The sequence below is a fragment of the Sphingopyxis sp. HIX genome (assembly GCF_001468285.1).
Lineage (GTDB): Bacteria > Pseudomonadota > Alphaproteobacteria > Sphingomonadales > Sphingomonadaceae > Sphingopyxis.
Genome location: NZ_LNSB01000020.1, coordinates 60,051 through 79,832 on the forward strand (window position 1 = coordinate 60,051; position 19,782 = coordinate 79,832).

Annotated in this window: 16 protein-coding genes; 10 read left to right on the top strand and 6 right to left on the bottom strand. The window is 68.6% G+C overall.

The genetic code is table 11. From position 1 onward, the window contains the following. The first annotated feature begins 97 nt into the window (after positions 1 to 97). From ATE62_RS23875 to ATE62_RS11290, 4 genes are read left to right on the top strand one after another with little or no spacing between them, the layout of a single operon-like run. Positions 98 to 862, top strand: coding sequence for a hypothetical protein (locus ATE62_RS23875; protein WP_058808131.1), 765 nt, complete (start codon positions 98 to 100; stop codon positions 860 to 862). Positions 863 to 869: 7 nt separating this feature from the next. Then, entirely contained in the window at positions 870 to 2,264 is a 1,395-nt protein-coding gene (locus ATE62_RS11280; protein WP_231736245.1) for a M20/M25/M40 family metallo-hydrolase, read from the top strand. Beyond that, positions 2,261 to 3,385: a PepSY-associated TM helix domain-containing protein gene (locus ATE62_RS11285; RefSeq protein ID WP_058808132.1), complete on the top strand. Its 1,125-nt coding sequence runs from the start codon at positions 2,261 to 2,263 to the stop codon at positions 3,383 to 3,385. Before ATE62_RS11280 ends, ATE62_RS11285 begins: the two co-directional genes overlap by 4 nt. Continuing rightward, positions 3,382 to 4,404, top strand: a complete 1,023-nt coding sequence (locus ATE62_RS11290) for an arginine N-succinyltransferase (RefSeq protein WP_058808133.1) — start codon at positions 3,382 to 3,384, stop codon at positions 4,402 to 4,404. The genes ATE62_RS11285 and ATE62_RS11290 overlap by 4 nt, the downstream gene beginning before the upstream one ends. An 11-nt stretch (positions 4,405 to 4,415) precedes the next feature. On the opposite strand, the gene gcvA is transcribed toward ATE62_RS11290, so the two are convergent. After that, positions 4,416 to 5,318, bottom strand: a complete 903-nt coding sequence (gene gcvA, locus ATE62_RS11295; protein ID WP_058808152.1) for a transcriptional regulator GcvA — start codon at positions 5,316 to 5,318, stop codon at positions 4,416 to 4,418. Positions 5,319 to 5,458: 140 nt separating this feature from the next. Between gcvA and ATE62_RS11300 the strand changes: the two genes are divergently transcribed. Together ATE62_RS11300 and astD are read left to right on the top strand one after the other, a co-directional pair. After that, positions 5,459 to 7,714: a TonB-dependent siderophore receptor gene (locus ATE62_RS11300; RefSeq protein ID WP_058818514.1), complete on the top strand. Its 2,256-nt coding sequence runs from the start codon at positions 5,459 to 5,461 to the stop codon at positions 7,712 to 7,714. Between the two features lie 157 nt (positions 7,715 to 7,871). Beyond that, the gene (gene astD, locus ATE62_RS11305; protein ID WP_082662756.1) at positions 7,872 to 9,293 is read left to right on the top strand and encodes a succinylglutamate-semialdehyde dehydrogenase; all 1,422 of its coding nucleotides are present in this window, start codon (positions 7,872 to 7,874) and stop codon (positions 9,291 to 9,293) included. Here the strand turns inward: astD and ATE62_RS11310 are convergent, their stop codons facing one another. From ATE62_RS11310 to ATE62_RS11320, 3 genes are read right to left on the bottom strand one after another with little or no spacing between them, the layout of a single operon-like run. Beyond that, complete coding sequence (locus tag ATE62_RS11310; protein ID WP_058808135.1) at positions 9,294 to 9,686, bottom strand: cupin domain-containing protein; 393 nt, start codon at positions 9,684 to 9,686, stop codon at positions 9,294 to 9,296. It abuts the gene before it with no gap. Then, positions 9,683 to 11,050: an aldehyde dehydrogenase family protein gene (locus tag ATE62_RS11315; RefSeq protein WP_058808136.1), complete on the bottom strand. Its 1,368-nt coding sequence runs from the start codon at positions 11,048 to 11,050 to the stop codon at positions 9,683 to 9,685. The genes ATE62_RS11310 and ATE62_RS11315 overlap by 4 nt, the downstream gene beginning before the upstream one ends. Continuing rightward, on the bottom strand, positions 11,047 to 12,117 hold the full coding sequence (locus tag ATE62_RS11320) for an isocitrate/isopropylmalate dehydrogenase family protein (protein WP_197411671.1): 1,071 nt from the start codon (positions 12,115 to 12,117) through the stop codon (positions 11,047 to 11,049). Before ATE62_RS11320 ends, ATE62_RS11315 begins: the two co-directional genes overlap by 4 nt. 62 nt (positions 12,118 to 12,179) lie before the next feature. Here ATE62_RS11320 and ATE62_RS11325 point away from each other — a divergent pair, with 62 nt between their 5' ends. The 3 genes from ATE62_RS11325 to ATE62_RS11335 all read left to right on the top strand — a co-directional run bounded on the left by ATE62_RS11325 (position 12,180) and on the right by ATE62_RS11335 (position 16,683). Next, positions 12,180 to 13,043 carry a GntR family transcriptional regulator gene (locus ATE62_RS11325; RefSeq protein ID WP_082662757.1) on the top strand — a complete coding sequence of 288 codons (864 nt, stop codon included), beginning with the start codon at positions 12,180 to 12,182 and terminating at the stop codon, positions 13,041 to 13,043. A 65-nt stretch (positions 13,044 to 13,108) separates the two neighbouring features. Next, positions 13,109 to 15,679, top strand: coding sequence for an aconitate hydratase AcnA (gene acnA / locus ATE62_RS11330; RefSeq protein WP_058808137.1), 2,571 nt, complete (start codon positions 13,109 to 13,111; stop codon positions 15,677 to 15,679). Next, a complete protein-coding gene (locus ATE62_RS11335; protein WP_058808138.1) occupies positions 15,676 to 16,683 on the top strand; it encodes an alpha/beta hydrolase in 1,008 nt (335 codons plus the stop codon). Before acnA ends, ATE62_RS11335 begins: the two co-directional genes overlap by 4 nt. On the opposite strand, the gene ATE62_RS11340 is transcribed toward ATE62_RS11335, so the two are convergent. After that, on the bottom strand, positions 16,666 to 17,916 hold the full coding sequence (locus ATE62_RS11340; RefSeq protein ID WP_082662759.1) for a hydrolase: 1,251 nt from the start codon (positions 17,914 to 17,916) through the stop codon (positions 16,666 to 16,668). The two genes, ATE62_RS11335 and ATE62_RS11340, sit on opposite strands and share 18 nt — an antisense overlap. Positions 17,917 to 18,008: 92 nt before the next feature. Between ATE62_RS11340 and ATE62_RS11345 the strand changes: the two genes are divergently transcribed. Next, positions 18,009 to 18,794, top strand: coding sequence for a class I SAM-dependent methyltransferase (locus ATE62_RS11345; protein ID WP_058808139.1), 786 nt, complete (start codon positions 18,009 to 18,011; stop codon positions 18,792 to 18,794). Here the strand turns inward: ATE62_RS11345 and ATE62_RS11350 are convergent. Continuing rightward, the gene (locus ATE62_RS11350) at positions 18,770 to 19,747 is read right to left on the bottom strand and encodes a threonine/serine dehydratase (protein ID WP_058808140.1); all 978 of its coding nucleotides are present in this window, start codon (positions 19,745 to 19,747) and stop codon (positions 18,770 to 18,772) included. The two genes, ATE62_RS11345 and ATE62_RS11350, sit on opposite strands and share 25 nt — an antisense overlap. Positions 19,748 to 19,782 lie beyond the last annotated feature (35 nt).

Consider the following 19,782-nt stretch of genomic DNA (forward strand, 5'->3'; position numbering starts at 1 on the left):
TCGCCCGCAAAGGGCGGGCGCGGGGCGCAGCCCGCACAGAGTCTCATCGGAGCTTCCAAGGGAGGGAGTAGACGTGCGTCCATTCGGCGTTCTTCGCATGCTTTTGCAGCCCGTGCTGCTGCTCGTCGCCGCGCTGACCATGGTCGCGCCCGTATCGGCGTCCGAGGCACCCGAGCTCGCCGAGGGACCGCGGACGCTCATCGTCAGCTATCGCGCCGAGGCCGCGAAACGGACCGAGTTCCGGCGGCATATGGCGGGGCCCTTCGCCGACCGCCTCGCGACGCTTCGCCGCGAGGGCAAGCTCGCCGCCTATGAGGTCTATTATTCCTGGTACCGCCAACCCGACGTCTGGGACGCGATGGCGGTGCTCCATTTCGCGAGCTACGCCGACGTCCAGCAATGGCTGGCGGTCGAACGCAGCCGGCCCGGCGGGCTCGACGCCGCCGGACTCGCGCTTGGCGAACCCGTCGCGACCTATTCGGCCGACCTGTCGTGGGAAAAGAGCCAGGATGATCTCGACGTCGGCGAGGTCTATTATGTCATCCCCTATTCGTTCCGCGAGGCGGGCGAATATCGCGACTATGTCGCCGGCTACGTCCTGCCGCAGTTCGACGGCTGGATCCGCGAGGGGGCGCTGTCGGGCTACCAGCTCTACATGAACCGCTATGCGGTCGGCGCGCCGTGGGATTCGCTCTTCATCCAGCGCTACCGCGATTTCCAGGCCTTCGGAAAGCGCCAGCAGGTGCTCGACAAGGTGCGCGTCGGCCTGCGCGAAAGCCCCGAATGGATGGGCTGGCACAAGCGCAAGGGCGACATTCGCAGCGAAACGGAGAACAGCATTGCCGAACTCATTGCCCATTAAGCCCGGCTTGCTGGCTGCCGCCGCGCTGCTGCTGCTCCCGGCCGCGGCCGAGGCGCAGGGCGACGCGGGGCGCGAGCGCTTTCGCGAGACCTATAAGGAACTGATCGAGACCGACACGACGCTGTCGAACGGCGACTGCACGCTCGCGTCGAACCGGATGAAGGCAAGGCTCGTCGCGGCGGGCTATCCCGAGGGGCAGTTCCGCGTCGTCGTGCCCGAAAAATTCCCGAAGTTCGGCAATCTGGTCGGCGAGATTCCGGGCAGCGACGCCAAGGCGCCGGCGATCCTGCTCGTCGCGCATATCGACGTGGTCGAGGCGAAACGCGAGGATTGGGAGCGCGATCCGTTCAAGCTGGTCGAGGAGAACGGCTATTTCTTCGCGCGCGGCGCGATCGACGACAAGGCGATGGCGGCGATCTTCGTCGACTCGCTGATCCGTTATCGCGAGGAGAAGTTCAAACCGCGCCGCACGATCAAGATCGCGCTGACCTGCGGCGAGGAAACCGACATCGTCTTCGACGGGGTCGAATATCTGCTCGCGACCGAGCCGCAGACGCTGAAGGCGGGCTTCGCAATCAACGAGGGTGGCAAGGGCTGGCTCGACGACAAGGGCGCGCCGCGCACCTTCGGCATCCAGGTCGGCGAGAAGGTCTATCAGGATTTCACGCTCGCGACGTCGGGGCCGGGCGGGCATAGCGCGCGGCCGCACGCCGACAATCCGATCACCCGCATGTCCGAAGCGCTCGCGCGTGTCGGCAATTATCATTTCCCGGCGATGCCGGGCGAAGCGGTGCGCAACTTTTTCGCGCGCTCGGCGCCGCTCTATCCGGGCGAGAAGGGCGATGCGATGCGGATCGTCGGCGCAGGGCAGGACGATCCCGCCGCGCTCGACCTGCTCGGTAAAGCCGACCCGGTGTGGAACGCGATGATCCGCACCACCTGCACCAATACGCAGGTCGTTGGCGGTCACGCGCATAATGCGGTGCCGCAGCGTGCCGAGGCGAACGTCAATTGCCGCATCCTGCCAGGCACCAGCGTCGATACGATCCATAAGGCTTTGATCGAGGTCGTCGCCGACCCGCGGATCACCGTCGTTGCCGCCGACGAGCCGAGCCCGGTGCCCGCACCGCCGCCGCTGACGCCCGAGATCATGAAGCCCGTCGAGAAGCTGGTCGCCGAGATGTGGCCCGGCGTGCCGGTGATCCCGAATATCAGCACCGGCGCGACCGACGGCCGCTTCCTCAATTCGGCGGGCATTCCGACCTATGGCATTTCTGCGATCTTCGTCGATCCCGACGGCAACGGCGTCCACGGCCTCAACGAACGCGTGCGCGTGAAGTCGCTCTACGACGCGCGCCAGTTTCTCCACCGCCTCGTCAAGACCTACGCGAGCGCAAAATGAAGGCCTTGAAGCCCAAATTGCTCAAGCTGCACCGCTGGGTCGGGTTGACCCTGGCGTTGCTGCTGACCGTGCAGGGGCTCAGCGGCGCGCTGCTCGTCTTTCGCGACGAGATCGAGCGGGGAATTCATCCCGCGATGACCGTCGAGCCCGCCGCGACGCGCGCGCCGGTGCAGGCGCTGATGGACGCGGTCGAGGCCCGGCACCCGGGCGTACCCGTCAGTCGCGCCGAATTTTCCGCATGGGACGACGGTGCGGTGCTGTTCAAGCTGACCGCGAAGGACGGGACGCGCTGGCTGACCGCGGTCGACCCCTATCGCGCGGTCATCGTGCGCGACGGCTCGCTGACCGCCTGGCCCGGCGAGTGGCTGTTCCTGCTGCATGACAGCCTGCTGGCGGGCCCCGTCGGCGAGACGATCGTCGGCATCGAAGGCTTCGGCCTGCTGTTCCTGGCGCTCACCGGGCCGATCATATGGTGGCCGGGCCGCAAGCGGATCAAGCAAGGACTCAAGGTCATCACCGACCGCGGCGCCGACCTCAAATGGCGGACGCTGCACCGCGCGGGCGGCGCGCTCGTTGCGGTCGTGCTCGTCGGGTCGGCGCTCACCGGCGTGCTGATGGTCTGGAAACCGCAGTTTCGCGACGGGCTGCGGCTCGCTACCGCGGTCACCGACAAACCATCGCCCAAGGTGACCGAAGAGCCCGGCAGGACGATGGTGCCGCTTGACGCGCTCGTTGCCAAGGCTCGCGCCGATTATGGCGCGTCCGAGCTGCGCCAGATACGCTTTTCGGACGGCGGGCGCGTCGCGGCGATCCATCTCGAAAGCGACCTGACCATTCGTCCCGAGGGCACGAAGCAGATCTACTACAACCGCTACGACGGCAGCGACGTCGGCCATTATGTCGCGGGCGCGTTGCCGGTGGGGACCGAGATCGTCGATTGGCTGGTCATAGTCCACAACGGCATGTTCGGCGGGGCCGCGACGCGGCTGCTGGCGGTGATCGCGGGCCTGTCGCTCGCGGGGCTGTCGGCGAGCGGTCTCTGGCTCTGGTATTCGCGGACGTCGCGCAAGCGCAAGCGCGCGCCCGCGGTCGCCGCGCCTTCGATGGCGGAAGCCGCATGATGCGCGTCGTGCGCCCCATCCAGACGAGCGACCTCGCGGCTTTGGTCGACCTAGCCGAAAGCCTGGGGCCGGGGATGACGACCCTGCCGGCCGATCACGCCGCGCTGGCCGACAAGGTCGAGCGTTCGGTCGCCAGCTTCGCGGGCAGCATCGACCGCGCCGATGCCCATTATCTGCTGGTGCTCGAGGATGAGGTCGGCCGGCTGCTCGGAACCTCGGCGCTCTATCCTTCGGTCGGCGCGCCCTTCGGCTTCTTTTCGTACAAGCGGCTGCGGCTGGTGCAGCGCAGCCAGGCGGTCGGCGCGAGCTGCAACGTCGAGATGCTGACGCTGGCCAACGACTATACCGGGACGACCGAGGTCGGGACGCTCGCGGTGCGGCCGAGTGCGAAAGGCACGGGTGCCGGGCCGTTGCTCGCGCGGGCGCGTTACATGCTCGTCGCGGCACGGCCCGATCTCTTCGCGCCGCTGCTGATGGCCGAAATGCGCGGGTGGCAGGACAGCGAGGGCGAGAACCCCTTCTGGAATGCGGTCGGCGCGCGCTTCTTCAACATGGATTTCGCGACCGCTGACAAGTTGAGCGCGGTGCGCGGGTCCGATTTCATCGCCGAACTGCTGCCCAAGCATCCCGTCTATATCGAGCTGCTGCCCGAGGCGGCGCGCGCGGTCATCGGCCGCCCGCACGACGCGTCGGCGCCCGCGATGGCGCTCTTGAAGCGCGAGGGTTTCCGTTACGAGGGCTATGTCGACGTGTTCGACGTCGGGCCGCAAGTCCATTGCGACCGCGACCAGATCGCGACCGTCCGCCGCTCGCGGACCGGGACGCCGAAGATACTCGCGTCGGGCGCGCCGGATCATCTGCTCTGCACGACCGACCTGTCGCGCTTTCGCGTCACCGTCGCCCCGGCGCTGGCGGATGGCGACGAGGTTGCGCTGGGTGACGAGGCGGCAAGGGCGCTCGGCGCGGAGCGCGGCGAGCCGCTTCGCGCGTCGCCGCTCGACCTGGAGGCGGGCCCATGACGGCGCGGCGATCAGCGCTGCTGCGCCGCCTCGGCCAATATCCATTCGCGCAAACGCGCGAAGCGGGCATTGTTCAGCCGCCCAGCCGGATAGACGAGATAATAGGCCGATTCCCCCATGACCGCCTGGTCGAAGGGGCAGACCAGATCGCCCGATTCGAGCTCGGGCCCGATCATGAAGCTGGGGAGCAGCGCGACGCCGGCGCCGGCCACGGCGGCCTGCGCGAGCATCAGGAAATGTTCGAAGGTCGGGCCGGCGATCATGCGGTCGGTGGGCACGTCCATATGGTGCAGCCAAGCACGCCACGCATCGCGACGCTCGGCCTGCGCCAGCAGCGGGAAGTGGAGCAGGTCGCGCGGCGCCGCGACCCGATGCTCGTCCAGCAGCCGCGGTGCGATGACCGGGATCGCGCGCTCGCGAAACAACAGGTCGTGCTCGGCGCCGGGCCAGGTCGGCAGGCCATAATGGATCGCGGCGTCGAAATGATGTTCGGCGAAGTCGAACTCGTGGCTGCGCGCCGCGAATTCGATCACCAGGTCGGGCATATCGCGCGTCAGCTGGCCCAGCCGCGGCGCGAGCCAGCGCATGCCGAAGGTCGGCAGCGTCGCGATGCGCAGCGCGGTCTCGGCGGGCTCGGCCAGCGCGCGCGCGGTGGCGACGCGGATCGCCGCGAGCGCGGGGCCGATCGCGTCGGCATAGGCGCGCCCGTCGGCGTTCAACTGCACCCGCCGGCCGTTGCGGTCGAACAGCGCGATCTGCAGCCAGTCCTCGAGCGCGGCGACCTGACGGCTCACCGCGCTCTGGGTCAGGCCGATTTCCTCGGCCGCCTTGGAGAAACTCTCATGGCGCGCCGCGGCCATGAAGCTGTGGAGGGCGGCCATCGGCGGCAGGAGGCGACGCGCATGTTCGTTCATGAGCATCGATCATAAACACATGCGAAATGATCACAAGACGCGAAACCGGAATCGTGCCAGATATGAAAGTTTTTGTGGGGATAAATCAAAGAATATTTCCCCGAGTCTGAGGGTCCAGGAAAAATTGGAGGGAAATTATCATGACTAAATTGCATAGGTCGCTTCTTTTTGCGAGCGCCGCGCTGGGCGGCCTCGCCGTGCCGTCGATGGCCGTCGCGCAGGATACGGAGACCAGCGAAGAGCAGGGCGGCCCCGTGCTCGACGAGATCGTCGTCACCGCCGACAAGACCGGGACCGAACTGGTGCAGGTCGGCAGCTTCCGCGGCGCGAAGATCATCGACACGCCGCTGACGATCGCGGTCATCCCGCGCGACGTCCTCGACACCCAGCAGGCGAGCAGCCTGATCGACGCGCTGCGCAACACCGCGGGCGTCACGACGTCGCAGACCGCGCCGACCGTATACAACAACCTCGCGATCCGTGGCATCGACGTCGAAAATCGCGGTAATTATCGCCTCAACGGCACGCTGCCGATCATCAACCTCACCGACCTGCCGCTCGAGGACAAGGAGCGCGTCGAGGCGTTGAAGGGCGCGTCGGCGCTCTATTACGGCTTCACGACGCCGTCGGGTATCATCAACCTCACGATGAAGCGCCCGACGCTCGATCCCTATCTGGCGGTGAAGGTCTTCGGCAACCAGCACGGCCGCGTCGGCGGCCATGTCGACTTCGGCGGCACCACGGGCATCCTCGGCTACCGCATCAACGGCGTCTACGACCGGCCGGACTCGGGCATCGACAACACGCGCGGCCGCCGCACCGTGCTCGCGGGGGCGTTCGACATCAAGCCCGCCGACACGCTGACGATCCAGCTCGACGCCGAGCATATCTTCAAGAAGGTCAACGAGCCCGGCATCTATCGCTTCATTGCCGTCCCCGCGGCGACGCCGACCAACCTCAACCCGGCGATCACCATCCCGGCGCTGATCGATCCCAGCACCAATTTCGGCCCCGACTGGGCGTTCAACCGGACCGAGGCAACCAACGCGCTCGCGAAGGCGATCTGGAAGTTCAGCCCGGCGTGGGAAATCGTCGTCAGCGCCGGCGTCGCGCAGCTCGAGCGTGCCCGCCATTTCAACACGATCGACCCGAACAACCCGAACACCAACCCGGCGAACGGGCCGGTCGGCGAATTCCCGCTGTCGATCAGCTACCAGCCGGTCGCGAAGTTCAAGAACCAGAATTATCGCGCGGAGATCGCCGGCGCCTTCGACACTTTCGGCATCGAGCACGAACTGCTGTTCGGCGGGTCGATCAACATCCGCGCGAACCGGTCGTCGGCCAGCACGGCGCAGACCTGCTTCTACAGCGCGACCGGCGCGCTGCTCGGCGCGGGGTTCCCGACGACGCCAGTCCCGGCGGGTGCGACCCGGCAGACCTGCCGTCAGAGCATCACCAATCCACACGCCATTCCGCAACTCGGCGAACCGCTGCCCGCGGCGAGCAACCCGACCGAGATCACCGACAAGGGGCTGTTCCTCTTCGATCGCATCAAGTTCACCGAATGGCTTCAGGTGCTGGGCGGCATCCGCATTTCCGACTATCAGGAAAAGCGGCTCGATACCGGGCTGAAGACCTTCTCCGCCTCGCCGACGTCGCTGTCGTTCGGCACGGTGATCAAGCCGCTCGAATCGCTCAGCTTCTATGGCACCTATATCGAGGGCCTGGAATCGACGCCCGCCGCGCCCACGACTGCGGTCAACGCCAACGAGCAGCTGCCGCCGAGCGCGTCGACGCAATATGAGGGCGGCGTGAAGTGGGAGCCGTGGCGCGGTTTCCTGTTCCAGGCCGCCTATTTCAACATCAAGCGCGATTCGGCGGTGATCAACGGCGCGAACCGCTGGGTGAAGGACGGGCGCTCGACGTACAAGGGCGTCGAACTCAGCGCGACGGGCAATGTCACCGACGACTGGTCGGTCTATGCCAGCGCGCTGTTCCTCAATGCCAAATATACGTCGGGTTCGCCGACGATCCTGACCCCGACGATCTCGCCGACGATCGTGGGCAACCGGGTCGAGAATGCGCCCAAGCGGACCTTCTCGATCGCCACCGAATATCGCTTCACCGACATGCTGCCCGGTTTCAGCATCAACGGCGCGGTTTATTACACGGGCAACCGTGCGATCAACTCGCGCAACCAGGCCTTCATTCCGGGCCACACCTTGTTCGACCTCGGCGCCGGCTACACCACCGACATTGCGGGCGTGGACACCACCTTCCGCATCAGTGCCGAGAATATCACGGGCAAGCGCCACTGGGCGTCGACCGCCGGCCTGCTGCTGTCGCAGGCGGCTCCGTCGACGGTGAAATTCTCGATCGAGACGACTTTCTTCTGATCCCGTGGGATGCCGGGGCGGGCGGCGGCTCGCCCCGGTTCATTCCAAAGTCGAATATATAGTATCGAATTACTCGCATATTATCTGACATTTTCTCCACCCCTTACTGAGCTATCCGCATATAAACGGTGGCCATTGGGTTCTTCCGGAGATCAAGATGACTGCCCCGATTAGCTTCATATCCGTCGATCCTGCCAGCGGCGAGACGCTGTGGGAGGGTGCGGCGGCGTCGCGCGACGATTGCGCGCGCGCGGTCGCAGCCGCGCGGCGCGGCTTTCCCGATTGGGCAGGGAACACCGTGGGCGCGCGGGTCGCGATCCTGCGCCGCTATGCCGAAATCCTAGGTGAGCGACAGGCAGCGATCGCCGAATCGATCGCGCGCGAAACGGGCAAGCCGCTGTGGGAGGCCGGGGCCGAAACCGCGTCGATGATTGGCAAGATCGCGATCTCGATCGCGGCACAGGCCGAGCGCGCGGGGCAGCGCGAAAGCGCCACGCCCTTCGGTCGTGCGCGGCTCCAGCACCGCCCGCATGGCGTGATGGCGGTCCTGGGTCCGTATAATTTCCCGGGCCATCTGCCCAACGGCCATATCGTGCCCGCGCTCCTCGCGGGGAACACGGTCGTCTTCAAGCCGTCCGAGGAAACGCCGCTGGTCGGGCAGTTGCTGGTCGAGGCGCTGCACGCCGCCGGGGTACCTGAGGATGCGGCAATCCTGCTGCAGGGTGGGCGCGAAACCGGCGCGGCGCTGGTCGCGCAGGATATCGACGGGCTGCTCTTCACCGGCTCGGTAGGGGCCGGCGCGCATTTCCGGCGGCTATTTGCGGACCGGCCCGCGGTGATCCTCGCGCTCGAGCTCGGCGGCAACAATCCGCTTGTCGCCTGGGACGGCGATCCCGCCGCGGTCGCGTCGATCGTCGCCGGCTCGGCCTTCATCACCGCCGGGCAGCGCTGCTCTTGTGCGCGGCGCTTGATCGTTCCCGAAGGAACGGCGGGCGATGCCATTGTCGACGCGGTGGCGACGCTCGCCGACCGGCTGCGGATCGGGGCGTGGGACGAGGTTCCCGAGCCCTTCATGGGACCCCTGATCTCGGGGGGCGCCGCCGGACGCGCCGGCGTTCAGGTCGAAACCCTGGTTGGGCTGGGCGCGCGGGTGATCCGTGCATTCGGCGCTGTCGCGGGGCGTTCGGCGGCGTTTGTGCGTCCGGCGATCCTCGACGTGACCGGGCTCGACGTCCCCGACGAGGAGATTTTCGCACCGGTGCTGCAGGTCCGCCGCGTCGCCGATTTCGACGCCGCGCTCGCCGCGGCCAACGCGACGCGTTTCGGCTTGTCGGCGGGGCTGGTCAGCGACGACGATGCGCTGTGGGCGCGCTTCCGTGGCGAGGCGCGCGCCGGTGTGGTCAACCGCAACCGCGCGATCACCGGCGCCTCGTCGGACATGCCCTTCGGCGGGATCGGCGAGTCCGGCAACCACCGGCCGAGCGCCTATTATGCGGCTGATTATTGCGCCTGGCCCGTTGCCAGCCTCGAGGCCGACCGGGTCGTCGATCAGCGCGCGACGCTCAGGGGCGTCGGCTGATCATTCTTCGTCGATGCGGGTGGTGACGCCGGTCGCGATCACCGTCCGCGTCGCATCGACCGAGGCATAGGTCCAGAAGATCACCAGCGGCTCGCGGCCGTCGAGGTTGAGGAAGCAATGCGGTACCTCGGGCGGGATCCAGCTGGTTACGCCCGGCGCGACGGGGGTTTCGACGCCGTCGATATGCACCTTGCCATGGCCCGACATCACGACGACGCTTTCCTCGCAATTGTGGATATGCAGCGGCACCGCGGCGCCCGGTGCGATATGCGTGATGCCGTTGAGCATCGATTTCGACCCGCGCCCCGCGGTGACCAGCGGGGTCGTCACGATGCCGTTGCCGCGATCCTTGACCGGCAGGCCGTCGGGCACGAGAACCTGCGGCGCGCTCATGCGGGGTCCGCCACGCGGATCGTCTTCATGTTGGTGAACTCCTTCATGCCCGCCTCGCCGAGTTCGCGGCCGTAGCCCGAGCGCTTGATCCCGCCGAACGGCACGCGCGGGTCCGACGCGACCATCGCGTTGACGAACACCGCCCCCGCGTCGATCCGCCGCGCGAGCGCACGGCCGCGGTCGGCGTCGGCGGTCCAGATCGAGGCGCCGAGGCCAAAGCTGGTGCGATTGGCGAGCGCGATCGCCTCGTCGGTATCGGCGGCGCGGACGATCGCCGCGGCCGGCCCGAAGGTCTCTTCGTCGAACGCCGCCATGCCGGGCGCGACATGGTCGAGCAGGGTCGCGGGGTAATAGAAGCCCGGTCCTTCGGGCATCGTCCCGCCGGTGCGGAGCTGTGCGCCCGACGCGACGCTGCGCCGCACCTGGTCGTCGATTGCCGCACGCAGATTGCCGCGCGCGAGCGGACCCAAGGTCGTCCCCGCATCGCGCGGATTGCCGAGTTTGAGCGCGGCGATGCCGGCAAGAAAGCGCTCGGCAAAGGCATCGGCAACGCCGGCCTCGACGATGAAGCGCTTGGCGTTGACGCAGCTCTGTCCGGCATTGGTGAAACGCGCGGTTACGGCGACCGCTGCGGCGCGATCGAGGTCGGCGTCGGCGAGCACGACGAACGGGTCCGAGCCCCCGAGCTCGAGCACCTGCTTCTTGAGCGCGGCGCCGGCCTGCCCCGCGACGATCGCGCCGACCTCGGTCGATCCGGTGAGTGCCACCCCCGCGATACGCGGATCGGCAATCACCGCGGCCACATCGCCCGGTTCGACGAAGAGGTTCGCGAACAGCCCTTCGGGGAAGCCCGCTTCGCGCACCAGCCGTTCGAGCGCGAGCGCCGATTGCGGGACGTTCGCCGCATGCTTCAGGATCGCGCCATTGCCCGCCGCGAGCGCCGGGGCGAGGAAGCGCACCACCTGCCACAGCGGATAATTCCACGGCATGATCGCCAGGATCACGCCGAGCGGCTCGAAGGCGAGGGTGGTGCCGGGAACCGCCGCGACGGGCGCGTCGGCGAGCATCGCCGGGGCATGTTCGGCGTAGAAATCGCAGTTGAGCGCGCATTTCTCGACCTCGGCCGCCGCCTCGCCGACGGGCTTGCCCATCTCCGTCGTGATCAGCAGCGCGAGCGCATCCTTTTCTGCGCGCAGCAGCGCCGCGAGACGGGGCAGCAGCGCGGCGCGCTCTTCGGCGGGCCGCCAACGCCAAATGGCCTGCGCGCGCGCGGCGTCCCCGAGCCGCGCATCGATCTCGGCGACCGCGTGAACCTCGAAGCGCGCGAGCGTCTCGCCGGTCGCCGGATCGATCGTCGCGATCATAGCGCCGCGATCACCGCGTCGGTGAAGCCGCGTGTGTCGAGCGGGCCGCCGATGTCGCGCGTGCGCGTCGCCGGATCGGCGAGCGCCGCCTCGACCGCCGTCTCGATCCGCCGCGCGACGCCGGTCAGCGCCGCGTCGCCGCGTTTGCGGCCCAGCCAGTCGAACAGCATCGCCGCCGACAGGATCAGCGAGGTCGGGTTGGCGATGCCCTGACCCGCGATATCGGGGGCCGAACCATGCTGCGCCTGCGCGACGCAGATATCGTCGCTCGCGTTGATCGACCCGCCGAGGCCGAGGCTGCCGCTGAGTTCGGACGCCTCGTCGGACAATATGTCGCCGAACATGTTGGTGGTGACGATGACGTCGAAGCGGTCGGGGCTGCGGATCAGCAGCGCCGCGGCGGCATCGACGATCACCTCGTCCAGCGTCACATCGGGGAAATCCGCCGCCACCGCGCGCACCTCGCGCAGGAAGAGCCCGTCGGTCAGCTTCAGCACATTCGCCTTGTGCACCGCGGTCACCCTGCGACGGCGTTCGGCGGCGAGTTCGAAGGCGGCGCGCGCCACGCGGCGCACCGCGGGGGCGGTGATCTTTCGGATCGCGAAGGCGCTGTCGGGATCGGGCATGAATTCGCCCGGCCCCATGTGCATCGAGCGGTCGGCGTAGAAGCCCTCGGTATTCTCGCGCACGATGACGAGGTCCATCGGTTTGCGCAGGATCGACAGGCCCTCGCGCGCGCGGCACGGGCGGATGTTCGCGAACAGGTTGAAATGGGTGCGCAGCTTCGCCGAGGGATTGGGCTGCCCCGCGGGATAGTCGTAGTGCGAGACCGGGCCGAGGATCACGCCATCGGCGCCCGGGATGGCATCGAGCACCGCGTCGGGCAGCGTGCTGCCCTGCGCCGCGAGGCTCGCCAGGCCGATATCCGTCGTTTCGAAGGCGATCGTGTCGCCCGCGGCGGCACGGGCGATGGCGAGCGTCGCTTCGGTGATTTCGAGGCCGATGCCATCGCCGGGAAGTGTGAGGATGCGGGTCATGCGCGTCTGTTGCACTTTCTTGGCTGTCATGCCGCTGACACGGCGCGCCGTTTTTGCTTGAAAATTGCATTTTGTCGATTCAAGTCGTTGCCATGAGTGAACGCTTGGCAGACCGGATCGCGCGACAGATCGCCGACCTTATCCGCACCGACGGGCTGGGTGAGGGCGAGCATCTGGCAGCGCAGGCGCTCGCCGACCGCTTTCGCGTGTCGCGCGCGCCGGTGACGGCGGCGCTGAAGGCGTTGGCCGCGGCGGGCGTCGTCGAGGCGCGGGCTAATCGTGGCTTCTTCGTCCGGCGGGCGCCCGATGGCGCCGTGGAAGCGGGGCAGGGCGACGACCCGCTCTACAGCGCGATCGTCGAGGCGCGCCTGTCCGCCGATCTGCCCGACCGCGCGAGCGAAAATGAGATGATGCGGCGCTTCGACGTGACGCGCGTGCGGTTGCAGCGCGTTCTGGCGCAGATCGCCGAGGAGGGCTGGGTCGAGCGGCTCCCCGGCCATGGCTGGCTGTTCCTCGCGACGCTGCACAGCGCCGAGGCCTATGAACAGGCCTATCGCTTTCGCGCGACGATCGAGACCGAGGCGCTGCTGCAGCCCGGATATCGCTTCGTTCCTGCCGAGATGGAGGCCTTGCGCGCTGGACAACGCCGTCTGCTGGAAGGCGGGATCGCCAGCTTGCCGCGCGTCGGGCTCTACGCGATCAACGCCGGCCTGCACGAAACGATCGTCGCCTGGTCGGGCAACCGCTTTTTCCTCGACGCGATAAGGCGCGTGAATCGGCTGCGCCGGCTGATAGAGTTCCGCGCCAACGCCGATCGCGCGCGGCTCGATCAGCAGTGCCGCGAACATCTGGCGCTGCTCGACCTGATCGAACGCGGCGACATGCTGCTCGCCGCCGACTTCCTGCGCCGTCATATCGGTCAGGCGCTCGACGCGAAGGTCGGGCTCGTCGAGTGATTGCATTTTGAATTGACAAAAGTCATGGATCGACCCAGCTGAGCGGGAAACCTGCGAGGGCGATCATGATTCTCGAATTGGCAGGGCGGCAGCTCCGCATCACCGACCTTCGCGGGCGACTGGGCGCGCGCCTCGACGCCATGCCGGTGATCCACCGGCTGGTAGCCGAAAATCTTTTGCGCGCGGGCGGAAGCGACGGCGCGGCGGCCTTTGACGCATGGATCGGCGAGGGGCGGCGGGACGTCGAGCTCCCCTTTTTTTCGGGTCGGATCATGATGCACGACACGACCTGCGTGCCCGCGCTCGTCGATCTCGCCGCGGCGCGCGACGTCCTCGCGGCGGCGGGAGGCGATCCGGGGCGGATCGATCCGGTGGTACCGGTCGATGTGTCGACCGACCATTCGCTGGCGGTCGATTTTTATGCGCGTGCCGACGCGGCAGCGCTCAACATGCAGCGCGAGCGCGAACGCAATGCCGAGCGGCTGCGGCTGATGAAATGGGCGAGCGGCGCGTTCGAGAAATTGACCGTCCACCCGCCGGGCACCGGTATCATGCACACGCTCAACCTCGAGCGGCTGGCGCGCGTCGTGCGCGTCGAGCACCGCGACGGGGTGGACTGGGCGGTGCCTGACACGCTGATCGGCACCGACAGCCACACACCGATGGTGAACGGCATCGGCGTGCTCGGCTGGGGCGTCGGCGGGCTCGAGGCCGAGGCGGCGATGCTGGGGCTTCCCGTCATCCTGCGCATTCCCGAGGTCGTCGGGGTCCGGCTAATCGGGGAATTGCCGCGCGACGTGTTCGCGGCCGATCTGGCGCTCCTCGTCACCCAGCGTTTGCGGGCGCATGGTGTCGCGGGCCGCTTCGTCGAGTTCTTCGGGCCCGGGGTTGCCACTCTTTCGGCGGACACCCGCGCCGCTGTCGCCAATATGGCGCCCGAATATGGCGCGACGACGGGGTTCTTCCCGGTCGACGCACGCACCATCGCCTATCTGCTCGAAACCGGCCGCCCGCCGAAGGCCGCCGCGCTGGTCGAACAATATTGCCGCGCGCAGGGGCTATGGTTCGATCCCGCCGCCGAGCCCGACTATGCCGGGGTGCTGACGATCGACCTTGCCACCGTCGCGCGCGGCGCGGCGGGGCCAACGCGGCCGCAGGATTTGCGCGGCGCGGGAGAGACGGCGGCGTTCATCACGGCAGGAGTTGCGGCGGGCGATGTGCCGGCGGGCGCTATCGCGATCGCGGCGATCACCAGCTGCACCAACACCAGCGACCCGCGCATGCTGGTCGGCGCCGGACTGCTCGCGCGCAACGCCGTCGCGGCGGGGCTGGCGGTGCCCGATTGGGTGAAGACGTCGCTCGCGCCGGGATCTCCGGCCGCCGGTGCGCTGCTGCAACGTGCCGGGCTTATGGGGCCGCTCGAGGCGCTCGGCTTCGCGATCGTCGGGGTCGGCTGCACGACCTGTATCGGCAATTCGGGGCCGCTGGCACCGCGCATGCTCGAGGCTATCGCTGGCGGCGTGGCCCCTGTCGCCGTCCTGTCGGGCAACCGCAACTTCCCCGGCCGCGTGCATCCCGAGGTGCGCGAAAGCTTCCTCCTCTCGCCGCCGATGGCGATCGCCTTCGCGCTCGCGGGCGATGCGGCGCGCGATATAGAGCGCGACCCGATCGGGCATCGGGCCGATGGAACGCCCGTGATGCTCGGCCATATCTGGCCCGACGCGGCGGAGGTCGATGCTCTGCTCGCCAGCGCCCGCGCCCCCGACGATGTCCAGCGGCGCTATGATGCGGCGGAGGCGAATGCCGAATGGGCGGCGCTCGATGCGCCCGAGACGATGCTCTTTCCGTGGGATCCGGCCTCGACCTATGTCCGCCCGCCGCCCTTTGTCCGCGCCGAGGCCCGCGCGCCGCTCGATGGCGCGACCGCGCGGCCGATCCTGGTGCTCGGCGACGATGTCACCACCGACCATATCTCGCCCGCGGGTGCGATCCCGGCGGGGACCCCCGCTGCCCGCTATCTGATCGAGCGCGGCGAGACGCCCGGCGACCTCAACGTCTTTGCGGCGCGCCGCGGCAATTGGGAGGCGATGGTTCGCGGGCTCTACGCCAACCCGTCGGTCGACAATCTGCTCCGCCCCGGCATCGCCCCCGGGCGAACAGTCCATGCGCCGAGCGGCGAGGAGATGACATTGTGGGATGCGGCGGAGCGTTATGCCGCCGACGCCACGCCGCTCGTCATCGTGGCGGGCGAACGCTATGGCACCGGCTCGTCGCGCGACTGGGCGGCGAAGGGCCCGGCGCTGCTCGGCGTCCGCGCGGTGATCGCGTCGAGCTTCGAGCGCATCCACCGCAGCAATCTCGTCAATATGGCGATCCTTCCATTCACCGTCGCGGTGGACGAAGCGGTGGCGCTGCGCACGCTGTCCAGCGACGCGCTGATCCGCTTCCCCGCGGCGATGCCGCTCATGCCCGGCGCGGCGGTCGGGCTGACGATCGAGGATCGCGGGACGACGCGCGAAGTGACCGCGATCCTTGCCGCCGACACCGCCGTCGAATGCGAGATCATCGCGCGCGGCGGCATGCTGCCTGCGCTGCTCCAGCGGCTTGGGGCCGATATGCAGGGGGTGGCGGGATGAAGATCGTCGGGGTCGCGCTCTTCACCCTGCTGTCGAGCTGTGTCGTGGCCACGGCGCAGACATCCGTCGAGGCCGATATAGCGGCGAAGACCGTCCGGACCGACGTCTTTCCGCAGCCTGAAATCGGTTTTCCGGGCGACGTCGTCGCCTGGCCGCAGGTCGAGATATCGAACCTCGACGGCTACCGGCCGATCCGCATGGACATCTATGCGCCGCGCGATCGCAGCCGGAAGCGCCCGGCGGTGCTGTGGGTCCACGGCGGCGGGTGGAGCCGTGGCGACGCCCGGACGTCGGGTGCCTACAAGAACTGGCCGGCGGTCCTCGCCTCGCTCGCGGCGCGCGGCTTCGTCGTCGCGTCGGTCGATTACCGGCTGAGCGGCGAGGCGCGTTTCCCCGCGCAAATCCAGGATGTGAAGGCGGCGATCCGCCATCTTCGCCTGCAGTCCGACGTTTTGGGAGTGGACGCATCGCGCATCTACCTCTGGGGCGGCTCGGCGGGCGGGCATCTCGCTTCGCTGGCCGCGCTGACCTGCGGCGCGCCCGAATATGAACCCCAGCCGTCGACCGGCCGACTCGAGCGACGCGAGATTGCGGCGCTCGAAGACCGCGAGGCGCCCGTGGCAAGCGACTGCGTGCAGGGCGCGGCGCTCTGGTACGGCGTCTTCGACCTCGAGCACACGCCGGCCGTCAATGTCGCGAGGCTGCTCGGCTGCGATCCGTCGATCTGCAGCGACGTGGCACGCGCCGCGAGCCCTCTTCACCGCGTCGGCAAGAGCCCGCCGCCGATGCTGCTGATTCATGGAACCAAGGACGAAACCGTCGCAGCGTCGCAATCCGAAGCGATGGCGACGGCGCTCCGCGCAGCGGGCGGCAGCGCGGAATTGCTGATGATCCCGGGCGTCGACCACGGCCTGATGGGCGACACGGCGCAAGCGACGCGCGAGGCCAACCTGCGCGCGCTCGGGCGGACCTTCGCCTTCTTGGAGTCACTCGCGCGGCGCTGAGAAGCTCGTTTCCATCCGCGCGAGGCGCATCAGCAGCAACGCCGACAGCTTTGCGCGCTCGACCAACGAGTCGATGAGCATATATTCGCGGTCCGAATGGATCGCACCGCCGCGCACGCCGAGCGTATCGACGACTGCGAGCCCGTGCGCCGCGAGATTGTTGCCGTCGCATGCGCCCCCGGTCGCCTGCCATGCGATGTCGAGGTCGAGCGCCGCGCCGCAATCGCGGACAAGATCGAACAGCCGCCGCTGATGCGCATCCATCGGCTTCGGCGGCCGCTGGATCCCGCCGTGCAGTGCGATTTCCACGTCGTGGCGCGCAGCGGTCTCGGCGACCAGCCGGTCCAGGGTGTCGAGCAGCCAAGTCTGGTCGGCTGGGTCGGCGAGGCGGACGTTGAAGCGCAGCACGGCGCGGTCGGGCACGATATTCTCTGGCCCGCCGCCGTCGATCCGCGCCGGGTTGGCGGTGAGGTCGGGGCGCGTTTCGGTCAGCGCGGCGATGCGCCCGGCGAGGTCGGCCGCGGCGACGATCGCATTGCGGCCCTCGTGCGGATTGCGCCCGGCGTGCGCCGCGCGGCCGCCGATCGCTGCGGCGAAATTGGCGCAGCCCTTGCGTGCACCCGCGAGCACACCCTCGGGCGTCGCCGACGGTTCATAGGCGAGCCCGACGGTGCAGCGCCGCGCGGCTTCGGCGAGCAGGGGCTCGGAGCCGACCGAAGATACTTCCTCGTCGGCGTTGACGATCACCTCGATCCCCAGCCGGTCGGCGAGCGACGTTTGCGACAGCGCCTCGATCGCGGTCAGCATCACGACGATGCCGCCCTTCATATCGGCGACGCCGGGGCCGCGGATGGTCTGCGCGTCGATCCGTTCGGGCACCTGGAACGGGTGATCGACGCCGAACACCGTATCCATATGCCCGACGAGCAGCACCCGGTTGCACGCGTCCGCGGCGTCGCGGCGGAAGTGGAGGTTGCGGCCATGCTGCACCGGCTGCAAATCGCCGCGCGCGTCGGGATAGGCGAAGGGGGCGGGGTCGCGCAGCACTGTCGTCCCGCCGAGGCGCTCGGTCTCGGTCCCGACAAGCTCGGCCATCCGCGACAAGCCCGGCAGGTTGAAGCTGCCCGAATTGATCGCCGACCAGGCGAGGGTGCGGTCGAGCATCGCGGGGCCGAGGCCATCGATCCAGGCGAGGGCTGCGGCTTCGTCGCGGGTGATGCCATGAGGAGTCATAGGGGAGTCCTGTCACTTGGCGCTGTCACGCCGCTGTCGCGACAGCGCAAGGACAGGCTTTCGGCGTTAGGCAGAGCGCGAAGGGAGTTCGCATGACCGAAGCTTTGGATCGCGCCGTCGGGATCACCGCCTTTGGCGCCGATGTCGCGGGTTACGCCGCGGGGCGTCTCGATTACCCCGATGCGTTGTTCGAGGCGCTCGCCGACCATTGCGGGCTCGGCGCGGGTATCAGCGTGCTGGAAATCGGGCCGGGCACGGGGCAGGCGACGCGCAGGCTGCTCGACGCCGGCGTTGCGCGCGTGACGGCGGTCGAACCCGACCCCGCGCTCGCCGCGCATCTGCGCGACTGGGGCGAGGCACGGCTCGACGTCGATCAGCGCGCTTTCGGCCCGGCGATCGCCGGCGATCACAGCTTCGATCTCATCGTCGCCGCGACGTCGTTCCATTGGTTGGAGAGCGCATCGGCGCTCTGCGACGTCCGGCGCCTGCTGAAACCCCGCGGCGCCTTCGCGATGTGGTGGAACGTCTTTCAGGAGCCCGGCGAGGACAGGCTGTTCAATGCGCTTTTCGACGGCCTGGCGCGGCCGCCGTCGTTGCTGACCGGGCGGCATTATTCGCTCGATAGCAAGGCGCGCTGTACCGAACTGGCGGCCGCCGGGCTGGTCGATGTCGCGCATGTCATGCTGCGCCGCACGGTCGCGATGACCCCGGCCGCGCTGCGGCAGCTCTTCTCGACCTTTTCGGCCGTGCGCAACCTGCCCGCCGACCGGCGCGAGGCGCGGCTCGATGCCGTCGAACAACAGGCGCTACGCGAGCGCGGCGAGCGGTTCGACCGCATCTTCCGGACTCCGCTCTATACGGCGCGCTCGCCGGGCTGACCGACGGTGCGCAGGAACAGGTCGAGTGCGATGTTGCGGCCGCACAGCACGACCGCGACCTTGCGCCCGCGATAGCGTTCGGCCTGCTGGATCAGCCCGGCGAAAGCGACGCCCGCCGCGCCCTCGATCATCCAGCACTCGGTCTCTGCGATCGTCCTCATCGCGGCGGCGATCTCGGCCTCGTCGACCATGATCCGCGTATCGATGACCTTCTGGCAGGCAGGAAAGGTGATCGACCCCGGCTCGATCGCACCGAGCGTGCCGTCGGACAAGGTCGGAAATTCGGGCGTCGGGACGATCGCGCCCGCCTCGAGCGCGCGCAGCATGCACGGCGAGGCCTCGGGCCAGACTCCGACCATTTCGACCCCGGGGCGGAGCGCGTGGAGCGCAGTTCCGGCGCCGCCCATCAGGCCCCCCGCGCCAACGGCGATGAATACGGCGTCGAGGTCGGGGTCCTGTTCGGCGAGTTCGATACCGAGCGTGCCTTGGCCGGCCATCACCGCAGGGTCGTTATAGGGCGAGATATAGGTGCGGCCTTCTTCCTCCGCACACTGACGCGCGGTCGCCTCGGCGTCGCCCGCGGGGCCGTCGACCACGACGACCTCGGCGCCGAGCGCCCTGATCCCGTCGACCTTCATCGGTGCGGCGTCGTTGCCGACATAGACGGTGACCGGGACCCCGGCGAGCGCGCCCGCGCGCGCGACCGCCATGCCATGATTGCCGGTCGAGGCGGTCAGCACCCCCCGCCGGCGCGTGGCGTCGTCCAGCGAGCGGACCTTGTTGGTCGCGCCGCGGATCTTGAACGATCCCGTCGGCTGCTGGAAGTCGAGCTTGAGCGACACCTCGCAGCCGAGCGCGGCGGACAGCGCGGGGCTGCGGGCGAGCGGGGTGACCGCGACCTGCGGCCGGATGGCGGCATGCGCCCCGCATATCTGTTCGAAAAGAGGATCCATGCTGCGCTCCGTCGCCGACTGTATCGCGCAGGCTT

Excerpts from the sequence above, each read along its gene's own strand:
- ATE62_RS23875 (WP_058808131.1), top strand. The coding sequence starts at position 98 with ATGCTTTTGCAGCCCGTGCTGCTGCTCGTCGCCGCGCTGACCATGGTC.
- ATE62_RS11285 (WP_058808132.1), top strand. The coding sequence starts at position 2,261 with ATGAAGGCCTTGAAGCCCAAATTGCTCAAGCTGCACCGCTGGGTCGGG.
- ATE62_RS11290 (WP_058808133.1), top strand. The coding sequence starts at position 3,382 with ATGATGCGCGTCGTGCGCCCCATCCAGACGAGCGACCTCGCGGCTTTG.
- gcvA (WP_058808152.1), bottom strand. The coding sequence starts at position 5,318 with ATGAACGAACATGCGCGTCGCCTCCTGCCGCCGATGGCCGCCCTCCAC.
- ATE62_RS11300 (WP_058818514.1), top strand. The coding sequence starts at position 5,459 with ATGACTAAATTGCATAGGTCGCTTCTTTTTGCGAGCGCCGCGCTGGGC.
- astD (WP_082662756.1), top strand. The coding sequence starts at position 7,872 with ATGACTGCCCCGATTAGCTTCATATCCGTCGATCCTGCCAGCGGCGAG.
- ATE62_RS11310 (WP_058808135.1), bottom strand. The coding sequence starts at position 9,686 with ATGAGCGCGCCGCAGGTTCTCGTGCCCGACGGCCTGCCGGTCAAGGAT.
- ATE62_RS11315 (WP_058808136.1), bottom strand. The coding sequence starts at position 11,050 with ATGATCGCGACGATCGATCCGGCGACCGGCGAGACGCTCGCGCGCTTC.
- ATE62_RS11320 (WP_197411671.1), bottom strand. The coding sequence starts at position 12,117 with ATGACAGCCAAGAAAGTGCAACAGACGCGCATGACCCGCATCCTCACA.
- ATE62_RS11325 (WP_082662757.1), top strand. The coding sequence starts at position 12,180 with ATGAGTGAACGCTTGGCAGACCGGATCGCGCGACAGATCGCCGACCTT.
- acnA (WP_058808137.1), top strand. The coding sequence starts at position 13,109 with ATGATTCTCGAATTGGCAGGGCGGCAGCTCCGCATCACCGACCTTCGC.
- ATE62_RS11335 (WP_058808138.1), top strand. The coding sequence starts at position 15,676 with ATGAAGATCGTCGGGGTCGCGCTCTTCACCCTGCTGTCGAGCTGTGTC.
- ATE62_RS11340 (WP_082662759.1), bottom strand. The coding sequence starts at position 17,916 with ATGACTCCTCATGGCATCACCCGCGACGAAGCCGCAGCCCTCGCCTGG.
- ATE62_RS11345 (WP_058808139.1), top strand. The coding sequence starts at position 18,009 with ATGACCGAAGCTTTGGATCGCGCCGTCGGGATCACCGCCTTTGGCGCC.
- ATE62_RS11350 (WP_058808140.1), bottom strand. The coding sequence starts at position 19,747 with ATGGATCCTCTTTTCGAACAGATATGCGGGGCGCATGCCGCCATCCGG.